Consider the following 12248-nt stretch of genomic DNA (forward strand, 5'->3'; position numbering starts at 1 on the left):
CTGCTTCAATTGATCACGCTCCAGAATCTCTTCAACAGGTTTCCCCGCAAATGACCTGTAAGTCGTGAATTTCTTCCTCAGGCTGACCATCTGATCGGCCAGGCCTTTTAAACCTTCTATGGGATAATTCTCTCCCTCTTTAACCGTAGTCAGGATGGTTTCCGAGGTTCCGTTCTGATCAAAATCACCGTAGTAGAGTTTCATGGGGTCTTTCGCAGAAGCAGTAAATTTGGTGTTCAGCCCCCAGTTCCCGAGCAGGTAATCCCTATCCCCGTCCCCGTCAATGTCAAAACCGAGGATGCTTTCCCACAGCCCCGGAACAGAGTCCTCCAGCACCCTATCCCTGATAAAATTCCCTCCTTCATTCCTGAAAAAAACGGGAGACATCCATTCGCCTACCACAATAAGATCGGGGGAACCATCCCCGTTGTAATCGTCCCAGATGGCATCCGTCACCATCCCTGTTTGTTCCAGGTCTTTGTTTTCAACCTTTTCAAGTACTCCGCCATTATTTAACAGGAGATAGGACTCCGGAATTTTACCAAAATCGTTGGTGATCATGTGATTACCCACAAACAGATCAATGTCTCCGTCACCGTCGAAATCGGAAGGGGCGATAACCGAGGCATTTTGGTAGGAATCCGTTAGCTTTTGTCTGATAAAGGTAGAATCGGATGCTGTGTAATAGGAATTGAGCAAGGGAGCCATCTGATTGTAAAAATCGGCACCTCCTGTTCCTATAAAAAGATCGTTCCGCCCGTCACCGTTGAGGTCCTCAATTACTGCAGAGATATCTTCCGTGATGGAGTCTTTCGCAATGCTTTCTATTTTCTTTTCTTCAAATCCGTCAGGGGTCTGGAAATAGAAGCGGGGAGGTTCAAACTTCGAACCTCCGAAATAGATGTCTTCCCATCCATCCCCGTTCAGGTCGCCCACAGCTACTGCAGGGCCACGGTCCGAACCTTGATAGGGAATGAGTTTTTGGCGGTTGAAGTCGAGGTAGGGGTCCTCTCTGTGAACGAAACCTAGTCCCAAATTGTCCTCAACTCTTTTAAAAAGTGTCTTTTTTGCAGGTCTTAACCAGGGAGGGTCAAAGGACTTTGCATCTTCCTGTTGTATGACAAGGGTCTGGTTGGGAGAAATGTCCTTGAGAAGCTGCGTGGTCTTATCCGGCCAAAGGATCCTAAGGGAATCGACCTTGTCTGCTGATCCGTATCCGAAGTGAATCACAGGCTCGGAAGAGGCTTGAAACCCCCTTACGGTATACATTTCCCTGGATTGCAGGTGCCCCTGGTGGTAAGAAAGGATCTTAGTCCCGATCCCGAAGGGATTCATACCCTTGTACTTCAACTTGAGCTTCAGGTAATGGGCCTCCTTTCCGGATTGGTTGATGTAAAGGGCGGGCTCGTTGTTGATGTTGTTAGTTACCAGGTCGAGGTCTCCGTCATTGTCCAGGTCGCCTATGGCAGTAGCCCCGGAGACCAGCGTGTCTTTTGTGATCCAGTCCTGTGATCGGTCCTGGAATCGGCCATTTTTAACGCCCTGAAAAATGTAATTATGGATATTCCCCGAGGGCATCAGGTCCAGGGCTTCCTGATCTACCAGTTTCGTGTTGTTGATCTTCTTTTTGATCTGATCATCCGATACAAAATTGATATAATCCAGATCGTTCGGGCGTTTAGGGATTCCGTTTGAAATAAATAAATCCTGATGGCCATCAGAATTCAGATCGGCAAACAAGGCACTCCAACTCCAATCCGTTGCGGCAATTCCATTCATGAGGGCGACTTCCTCGAAACCGGATCCGGGACGGTTTATTTGAAGCATGTTACGCGAGTACTGATAGTAGTACCCGTATTGATTTATTTTGAGCCTGTGGATCTGGACATCTTCATCGCCTTCAGATGACTTTAAAACAGTTTCATCCTCGGGAAGCATGTCCAGGGATAAGATATCCGGCCAGCCATCGTGGTTGATGTCTGCCACGTCATTACCCATAGAGAATCTGGTAGTGTGGGTGAAATAGGTTTTGAGCTCCTCAGAAAAAGTGCCATCGCCATTGTTCAGGTAGTAATAATCATCTTCGTGGAAATCATTCCCCACGTAAATATCAGGGTAACCATCCAGGTTGAAATCGCTGATGGCAACTCCCAGGCCGTACCCGTTGATCCCCCCAAAGATGCCTGCCTCTTCGCTGACATCCGTAAACGTATCCCCATCATTGCGAAGCAGTCTGTCCCCTGTCTGAAAATCCCTCCTGAACCTCAGGTCTGCCCTCCCGAAAGATTCCTGGGTGTGCACGGCGTGGTTAAGGAGATAAAGATCCAGGTCGCCATCCAGGTCGTAGTCCAGAAAAGCGGCATTGGAACTGAAGGTATCAAAATCGAGTCCGTATTTAGAAGCACTTTCCGTAAAGGTCAGGTCCCCATTATTAATAAAAAGTTCATTGTACCCATTGAATCCGTTGATCCCCACCACGGCGCAGACGTAGATGTCCAGCAGACCGTCTCCATTGACATCTCCCATAACGGCCCCCGTATTCCAGGAACTGTTTCCCCCGACACCGGCTTTTTCGGTAATATCCTCAAACCTGAGATCTCCCTTGTTGAGGTAGAGCCTGTTCTTAACCTGGTTGCCCGAAAAGTAGATATCCGGAAGGTCGTCCCCGTTGATGTCTCCTATGGCCACCCCGCCGCCGTTGTAGAAATACAGGTAATCCAGGATATTAAGGTCGTCTGTCTCCGTGAGGGTATTCTGGAAAGTGATACCTGTCTCCCCGGAAGGCGGATTTGTAAAGAGATCTCCTCCCCGATCTCCGCAGCCGAGCAACACAACAAAAATTCCAATAAGAACCGTTCTATTCATTGAGCTTATAGATCTTTGGTTGGGAATCATTTATGGCGGCGATCAGGAATACACCCCCGTTACTATCCTTAAATTGTCCGAGGTGTTTGATCTCATCCCTGATAAAGAATCCGCTTTTGGAGTAGTCCTCCCAGTGATAATCGAGATCCTTGTTCCCCAGCAGCACGTTCCCGTAACCGGCGTCCAGTCTGGAGTATTGGGGTTTGAATTCAAAATTGTTACCCCCCATGATCAGGTCTACATACCCATCCTTATTGATGTCTGTACAGGAAATACCGCATATGCAGGACAACTGTACACGTGGGGGGAGATTCTTGACGGTAAATTTTCCACCCCCTTCATTGATGGCAATAATGGATTCAGAAATAGCGGCTTTCTTCGTGATCGAGCTTTGTATGACGCTCGGGGGCCATAGTTCATCTATACTTCTCCTGGCGTATTCGGAGGCTTTCAGGTTTTGTTTCTTGAGGGAAACGATCTGATTGGTGAGCTCTTTTTTCTGATGCAATGGGAAATCCCTACCGTTCTCCTGCAAGGTTACGATCTGCTCTATGGTCCCGTTCCCGTCAAAATCATTTATGAACATTTTCATGGGTTGGTCAGGTCCCGGTTTGTAATGCAGGTTAGCTCCCTGGTTACCCAGGACGAGGTCGTTGTCCCCATCATTGTCGAGATCTGCGACCTCCACTACGTTCCACCATCCGTCCATGGCATCCAGGTCCGTGGCCATTTTGGACAGGCGCCTCCCTGAATTTCGATAAATCCTTGGAGTTCCCCACTCCGATACCGTGACCAGGTCATTCCTGCCATCCCCGTCCATGTCGGCCCAGGAGGCATCCGTGATCATACCTGCATCCCGCAGGTCATAGGCCAGTCGCTCAGTCGCATCCCGGAAAGTCCCGTCCCCATTGTTCTCAAGGAACAGATGGTCCGGATCCACCCCATAGGTGCCCACGACGCTTCTCGACCCTATAAAGACATCCACATCCCCGTCCCCATCAAAATCAAAGGGCGCAATGACAGAGGTGTTTTTAAACCTGGAGGGTAATGACGCTGAAGAACGGCTGAAGGTACCTTTACCATCATTCAGATAAAGCCTGTTGCGATAACTCAACTCCCTTCCGACCTGGTTACCTCCTGACCCTACCAGGAGGTCGGCATCCCCATCTCCATCGGCGTCAAAAAAGGCTGCTGCCGTGTCCTCAAAATCCATGTCCTCCAACAGAACGCGCTGAGATAAGGGCCTTACCTTTCCCTTCCCCAGATGTTTATAGATCGTACCTGGCTGGCCTGCAGCCCCTCCGATAAAGAGGTCTTCATTACCATCCCCGTCTATATCACCAACGGCAAGTGCCGGACCTTCTTCGGAAAGCAGCTTGTAGATCAGCCCTTCGTAATCAAAATCGTTATAGTTGTCCTCCCTGTGAGCGACCAGAACATTCTCAGTAATCTCCTGTAAATATGGGACTATGCGTTCAGGCTTTGGAGCGATATATTTTTTTAAGGACTCATCGTAGGATAACGACAGGGTTTGGTTCGTCCCTATGTCCGTTAGTTTTTGAGTTCTGTCATCAGGCCATATCACCCTGAGGGAATCGATCTTAGTGGTTTTGCCCAGACCGATGGTCATGGTGTAGTCCATGGACGACTGAAATCCTCTGGAGGGGATCAATTCCTGGAAGATGACCGTATCCCCGTAATAAAGATTCACGGCGGCACCTATGGCAAATTTGTTCCTGTCAGGCCCTTTGAATTTCAACTGGATATAGTGATTATCCGTCATGGAATTTGTGTGGTTCTCATAGAGAAAGGTCTCCATGTTCACGTTACTCACGACCAGGTCCAGGTCCCCGTCATTGTCCAGGTCCCCATAAGCCGCACCGTTAGACATGGTGGGCAATTCAAATCCCCATTCCTTATTGGCATTCGAGAAAGTAAGGTCGTGGTTGTTCCGGTAGGCGTAGTTGGGCTGTGGCCTGATGGGCATCTTGTTGATGATGGAATCTATGGATTCCTTCCGGCCGGTCAAAGCCATTTTCTGGATGATCTCGTTGGCAAAGAAGTCGACAAAATCGAGATCTGTGAGGTCGTGGTTAATTCCGTTAGTGACAAAGATGTCCCTGAATCCGTCATTGTCCATGTCGAACATGAGTCCGGCCCAACTCCAGTCCGTTGCATCTACCCCGCTGTAATAAGCGATCTCTGAAAAAGAACCATTTCCGTTGTTCAGTTGGAGGGTATTCTGGATATACTGCTGGTAGAAATCCTTTTCCTGTTTGAGTTTAAAAACGTCATACCCGTCAAATTCCATCACAGATTTGACGCGTTCATCGGCCTCCGGAAGCATATCCGTGATAAAGATTTCCGCGTGCCCGTCGTTATTGATATCAGCCATGTCTATCCCCATAGCGGAGAGTGAGAGGTGGGAAGTCCACCCTTTGATGTCTTCTGTAAACGTGCCGTCCTGGTTGTTGATATAGAGGTAGTCCCTTTCGTAGAAATCATTGGAAACATAAATATCGGGGTAGAGGTCCTTATTGATATCCGTGATCATGATGCCAAGGCCAAAACCGATAAGGCTTCCATAGATTCCGGCTTCCTCACTCACGTCTACAAAGACCCCGTTGTCATTTCTCAGCAGCATATCGCCCACACCCTTGAAAACATCCGGTACTCCTTCCCAGTCCTGGGCCCGTACCTCCCGCTGGGCGGCATAGCCAAGGCTGCTCACCGGGATGTTGCTGTTATTCAGGATATACGCATCGAGGTCGCCATCCTTGTCGTAGTCGAAGAAAGAGGCGTGGGTAGAGAACCCCGTTTTTGCCAGGTTGTATTCTTCGGCCCTTTCTGTAAAAGTCAGGTCGCCATTATTGATATACAGGTCGTTGTCGTGATTATCACCAATCATATTGCCGGCATTACTTACGTAAATGTCCAGCAATCCATCATTATTGATATCCACCATCACCACTCCCGTAGACCAGGGTTTATTGCCCTCCACACCTGCAGAGTCCGTAATGTCTTCAAAAGTCAGGTTTCCCTTGTTTAGGAAGAGCTTATTGCCGACCATGTTTCCGGTCAGATAAATATCCGGCAGTCCGTCATTGTTGATATCCCCTATGGCGACACCTCCCCCGTTGTAGAAGTTCCTGTATTTAAAGATGTTGAAGTCCTTTTGATTTTCTACTTTGTTAACGAATCGCAACCCTGATTGATCCGATGGTATCAAAGAAAATAAAGTGGTGTCGGATATCTCGACTTCTGTGCTTTCGTTCTTTTTTCGGTCACATCCGAAAAAAAATAAAATAGAGACACACAGTCCGATTAAATAAAATGCCTTGGAAAGCCTCATGCTCTTTCTCTGTGTTTAGGGGTTAACAATAATTGCAGGATGATGGATGCCGGAACTACAGTGTCAGGAACAAATGATACACTCCTTCCTATGAACATCACTATTAGAAAATTTAATCTTCATTGAGATTTAGTTTCGGAGCCTTACAAAATTATGGGTTGTGGCGCTATCTTCCTACCTGACGAGGGTCTATTTTACTTTCCCTTAAGTCATTTAACAATGCAATTAATATTTCATTAATACTCCCTGAGACGAATTCGATTCTTAATTGCCCAAAGCTAGTAAGTCTGCCCAGGGATTTTTATCACTCCCCGCGGTCTCGTTGATTATGGCTGGAATTGACAAAGATGGAAGTTGAGTTTTGAAAGGAGATAAGAACAAAGTAGATTTTACCAAGAGATGCCAGGGTTAGGATTTCCCTTTAATGGAGAACTCATAGATACTTTTTAGAAAAAAATCCTCTATAAAAGAATATGCTCTCACCATTAAATACGGGGAAGGGAATGAATTATCTAAATAATCCAATATATTAGAGGGTCAAACGAACAAACTAACCGAATCATGATAGGAATACTATCCTTCGTCGGCTTTACCTCTTTGGTAGCCATTATCTCATATTTTGCAACCAGAACTACAGATGAGACCTCTTCGGATGGTTACTTCCTCGGGGGAAGAAGCCTGACAGCAGGGGTCATAGCCGGATCGCTCCTCTTGACGAACCTTTCGACAGAACAGATCGTCGGACTGAACGGGAGTGCTTATAAGGATGGACTATCCGTCATGGCCTGGGAGACGCTGGCTGCGATAGCCATCGTAATTACGGCTATCTTCCTGTTACCCCGTTATCTGAAAGGGGGTCTTACAACCGTTCCTCAATTCCTCGCCAAACGGTTCGACGTGTCTACCAAGACCATCACATCAGCCCTTTTTCTAACGGGTTATGTGGTGGTGTTACTTCCGGTAATCCTGTATTCCGGGTCGGTGGCTATCAGCGGGATGTTCAACGTGCCTGAAATGCTCAATGTATCCGATAAAACGGCCCTGGTTTTATGTATCTGGGGCATCGGGATCATCGGTTCTATCTATGCTGTATTTGGTGGGCTGAAGGCGGTCGCTGTATCAGATAGTATCAATGCGATCGGACTCATACTGGGAGGGATTCTGATCCCTATTTTCGGATTGATGGCCATTGGAGACGGCCATGTGTTTCAGGGCCTGGAGAACCTGATGGGGGCGAATCCTGAACGATTCGACTCTACGGGGGAGGCCGGACAGGAAGTTCCGTTCGAGACCATATTTACAGGGATGATGCTGGTGCAGCTGTTCTATTGGGGAACTAACCAGCAAATCATACAGCGTGCTCTTGCGGCCAAAAATCTGGCGGAAGGTCAAAAAGGACTATTACTGGCTTCCTTCCTGAAGATCCTTGGGCCCATTATCCTCGTCTTACCTGGGATGATTGCCTATCACTATTTTGAAGGAGGATTGGCGTCCAGTGACCTGGCTTATCCGGAACTCGTCCGGGCCGTTTTGCCGAAGCCGTTGATCGGGTTCTTTGCCGCCGTACTCTTTGGGGCCATTCTGAGTTCTTTTAACAGCGTACTGAACAGTTCGGTAACCCTTTTTGGAATTGATATCTACAAACAGCATATCAACCAGGAGGCTCCCGAAAAGGTAGTCGTGCGCTACGGAAAGATCTTCGGAATCATCCTGGCCCTTGCCGCCATGTTCATTGCTCCTATGATCGCCAATGCAGGGAGTTTGTTCAATTACCTGCAGGAGATCAACGGGATCTATAGCATTCCTATCCTAACCATCATTGTTATTGGGTATGCCACCAAGAGGGTACCGGCCATTGCCGCAAAGATCGGGATCATTTCAGGTTCTCTGCTGTATATAATTTCCCAGTTCTGGTTACAGCCCAGGTACGTCAGTGAAGCCCTTGAGGAAGCAGCGGCCATGGGAATTACAGATCCATCCGAACTGGCCTTGATTGAGGCAGACGCCTACCCTCATTACTTGCACGTAATGGCTATTTTGTTTATGGCCAACATAGCCATAATGCTCCTGATCGGAAAGTTTAGACCAAGGGCAACAGCCTATGTTCAGGAATATACCGAACAGGTGGAGATCACGCCTTTTAAATATGTGAAACAGGCCGGTCTCCTCATAGTGCTTATCGTTGTGGGGATTTACATCTATTTTGCCCAGTAGGATATTCTATCTGCTTTAATAGAACACCTCGCCTCGAGACTTAAGAGTAGGGATTCAACGAGAACCTCTTTTAAGATTGTGTTTTTCCTCATTCCTGTAATCTCTGGGAGTCATTCAACAGAATCTATTATTGCCTTACCTGCAGGGTTGTCCAAAAAGCTCCATAATTCTTGCTCTGAAACAAAAAGGGCAGGTGAGGAACCTTCATTTTATGACATGAAAAGGATTTATTAACCTCAGGCATTTGATCAAAGGATTCGGCCAGTTTCCACTGTATCAGAAATAGGAGGGAGTATAAATATTTACTCAGGTGAAACAGAGAATCAGGAAGTCGATTCATAGGAAAAGGTGAGAGGTTAAGAGTTTAGGAGAACAGATCAGGAATGGGGAATAAAAAAACCCCGGCTTAAGGCCGGGGTTTGAATATTCTAGTCTCAGAATTAGTATCCTGGGTTCTGTACCAGATTAGGATTCGCTAACAACTGAGCTGCGGGAATTGGGAATAATCTGCGCGCATCGTTACCGATAGCATCAGCTTCTTTAAATACCCAATCTCTGGTGTATTGTCCAAAGCGAATGAGATCATTCCTTCTCCATACTTCCTGATATAATTCACGGCCCCTTTCATCGAGCAGTTGCTGCTCTCCGACAGATCCTAGAGGAGTAGCTCCTCTGAGTACCCTCAGTTCATTCACCATGGCTGTAGCATCTCCACCACTGCGCAACATGGCTTCAGCCTTCATTAAGTGGGCATCGGCATACCGGAATAAAACAACATTAGGAGTAAATCCTGTACCGTAACGCGGGCTGTATTTCATCACGCGGATACCGGTAGTTTCATCATTGTTGATCAGACTGGATGCGCCAGAACCATCGACAAAATTACGCTTGAACGTTAAAGGTGCTCCTGCCCTGTCGGTCAGGGGTGTACCATTCAAAGCATATTGCTGTCCGATAAGATATCCGAATCCGACATTGGATCCTTGTTCAAATCCATCCTGGTTAGTTGTACTGGGAACGCCTGTGAAAGGAACTCCTCCAGGAGGTACTCCACCCCTGCGTTCTTCCTGACCATCCAATGGATTTCCAGCTGCGTCTAATCTATTCTGGTTTGGATCACCTTCATACAGGTCGTAATATTCCGCCAGGGTACTAAATCCATTCCACCCACCTCCGGAGGCGGCGGTTGAATTGTAGTGTAAGCCATTGAATATTTTCCATGCGGGTCCTGCGTTTGAAGACCAGATCACTTCATCATTCCCTCCAAAATCACTTGGGTTGAGGAACAAGTCAAAGAAACCAGCCTGTAATGCAAATCCATCACCGGCGATTTGATCAACGAGTGAAATCACCTGAGCCATATCTCCAGAATCAGGGCTGCCTCCTACATAGACGTGCTTATTCAATAAAACCTTGGCTCTCAGGTAACGTGCAGCTGCTTTGCTGGCTCTGTTCAGGGCTTCTCCACTTCCGGCTCCTATCGTTGGAAGGTTTGAGATAGCCTGGTCGAGATCCGCCAGAATAAAATCTACAGCCGCCTGTCCTGTAAGCACTTCAGGCAAAGCTGAAGAAGGAAGCGATACATCCCTGAAAGGAACTTGACCGAAATTATCCAGGATGACCCACATGCTGTAGGCCCTGATAAAACTCGCATCACCGATGTTCGCCGCTGAAGGGTTACTCCTGGAATCGAGAACCTGTGAAGCGATCAATTGGTTGGCGTTATAGTTGTTCCAAACGTTAGCAATAAAAGCGTGTTCACTGTTCCAGTTATGAGTGTGTAATACTCTCCACAACCCATTATCTCCCCAGTCGGTTCCCCTGGTGGGGATAATCGCAGCATCCGTAGTTACTTCAGCTAAAGCGAATAAATCGGCCTGGGTTTGATTCTGATTTAGAATCCTGTTATATAATTCGTCCACTGTGGAAGAGGGATCGGCTAACCCCTGGAAGCCTTCACTGATAATGGAATCAGTCGCTTCAATTTCCAGGTCCGTACAGGATGTCAATCCCAATACCACCGCCAGTGTTAGAAAATAAATTTTGAATTGATTTCTTTTCATGATTTTCAATTTTTTTAATTAAAATGATGCATTAAGACCGAATGTGAACGTCCTTGCTGGAGGGAACGCGGCCCAGTCGATACCCCTAGTTGGGACACCGGATCCAAGGTCTCCTGTAGCAACGGTCACTTCAGGATCTAATCCGCTGTAGTCGGTGATCAGGAACAGGTTTTGTCCTGTAAGAGACAAACGCAGCGTCTTGAAAAGACCTTCACCCGATAGAGGCACATTGTACCCAAGGGTTGCGTTCTGGAACCTAACAAAATCTCCTTTTTCCAGGAATCGAGTGGATACATCCGCAGAGGCACCACCGTCCTCACCGCTGGTAACGACATTCTGCGTTACGTTTCTAGCGTTGTTGATTGAACCTCCGGTAAAGAATCCGTTAGCCGTGTTGTTATACACAGAGAATCCAAACTGACCGGAGAAATAGGCCGAAGCATCCCAGTTTCCACTGCGGAAATTCAGGGAAAGTCCAGAAGTAATATCTGGAAGGGCATCTTCTCCTACAAAGGTCTGGTCTCCGATTGGGTCTCCTGTTCCGTTCCCATCAACATCGCGGTATATGGGGAATCCGTTACTGTCAAATCCTTCGAAGATTGCCATGTAATAAGAGAACAAGGACCTTCCTGCCTCAAAACGCTGGGCAAAAGCACCAGATAAACCTTGTCCGTTGATCTCACCAGTGTTAATGGCACTGGCAAAATCCTGAACTTCGTTCTCGTTATATGCAATGTTGAAAGCAGCAGAGAAAGTTGTGTTCTGTGTCTGTACAAAGTCGTATGCGATCGCAAATTCAATACCCTGGTTCAGGATAGAGGCGTCAACATTACCGAACTGGAATGGGTCTACAGCAGGTGCTGCAGGGGGAGTCCTCAAGAGCACGTCCGTGGTCTCACTGCGGTATACGTCTACACTACCGGAGAGCCTGTCTGAATTGAATCCGAAATCAAGACCCACGTTGAAGTTCAGGGTCTCTTCCCATTTCAGGTCAGGCACATCCGTCGCAACGATCGCAAGACCGTTCTGGTTTACGACGTAATCATTCTGAATACCGAGGCCACCGAAACGCTGTCTAGCTACGAAGTTACCATAACCCAGACCATCCTGGTTACCGGTGATACCCCCACTCAAACGCAACTTGAATGTCGATACATTATCACCGAAGAAACCTTCTTCGTTAAGCTTCCAGGCAAAAGCACCGGAAGGGAAATATCCGTATTGGTTTTCAGGACCGAATCGGGAAGAACCGTCTGCCCTGACCGTCCCGGTAAACAGATATTTGTTGTTCAAGTTATAGTTGATACGGGCAAAGAACGACTGCAATTCATCTGTGTTGTCAAATGTATCGGCAGTCATAGCCCGAACCAGTTTGGCGAAACCAAAACCGATATTATCGCCCGCAACAACAGTTGGCTGAAGCCTGTTCAGGATAAGACCGGAGGTATTTACCCCGTAAAAATATTGCTGATAAGAACCATCTATGGTCGCTCCAGCATTATTCACTGTCTCTCTGAGTTCTGACCCCATTCGATTCAGATCCGTACTGGCGAATCCTCTGGCGGCAGCGTTTCTTCCGCTTACATTGAAGTCCTGGAAGGAGTAACCTACAAGGGCATCAATACTAGAATTGCCGAAGTCCTTCCTGTAATTCAGGGTGGCTTCCAACAGGTGGTTCTCCCTGTTGAGCGTATTGTAAGTACCAAATCCTTGATTTTCGATACCTGTAAAGTTCTCAAGATCACCTGAAAGTA

General features: G+C 47.4%; 5 protein-coding genes. 1 reads left to right on the top strand and 4 read right to left on the bottom strand.

All coding sequences use genetic code 11. The features are described from left to right. Both ABYP73_RS06470 and ABYP73_RS06475 read right to left on the bottom strand, forming a co-directional pair. Nucleotides 1–2865: VCBS repeat-containing protein (locus ABYP73_RS06470; protein ID WP_372973799.1), on the bottom strand; the 2865-nt coding region annotated here is incomplete at its 3' end. Further along, a complete protein-coding gene (locus ABYP73_RS06475) occupies nt 2858–6217 on the bottom strand; it encodes a CRTAC1 family protein (RefSeq protein ID WP_372973800.1) in 3360 nt (1119 codons plus the stop codon). The genes ABYP73_RS06470 and ABYP73_RS06475, both read right to left, overlap by 8 nt. A 561-nt stretch (nt 6218–6778) precedes the next feature. On the opposite strand from ABYP73_RS06475, the gene ABYP73_RS06480 reads away from it, so the two are divergent. Beyond that, a complete protein-coding gene (locus ABYP73_RS06480; protein WP_372973801.1) occupies nt 6779–8431 on the top strand; it encodes a solute:sodium symporter family transporter in 1653 nt (550 codons plus the stop codon). 440 nt (nt 8432–8871) lie between these two features. Here ABYP73_RS06480 and ABYP73_RS06485 read toward each other — a convergent pair whose 3' ends face one another. Then, nucleotides 8872–10494, bottom strand: coding sequence for a RagB/SusD family nutrient uptake outer membrane protein (locus tag ABYP73_RS06485; RefSeq protein WP_372973802.1), 1623 nt, complete (start codon nt 10492–10494; stop codon nt 8872–8874). An 18-nt stretch (nt 10495–10512) separates the two neighbouring features. Further along, nucleotides 10513–12248: TonB-dependent receptor domain-containing protein (locus ABYP73_RS06490; protein WP_372973803.1), on the bottom strand; the 1736-nt coding region annotated here is incomplete at its 5' end.

The sequence above is a fragment of the Muriicola sp. genome (assembly GCF_041567615.1).
Taxonomy (GTDB): domain Bacteria; phylum Bacteroidota; class Bacteroidia; order Flavobacteriales; family Flavobacteriaceae; genus Muriicola.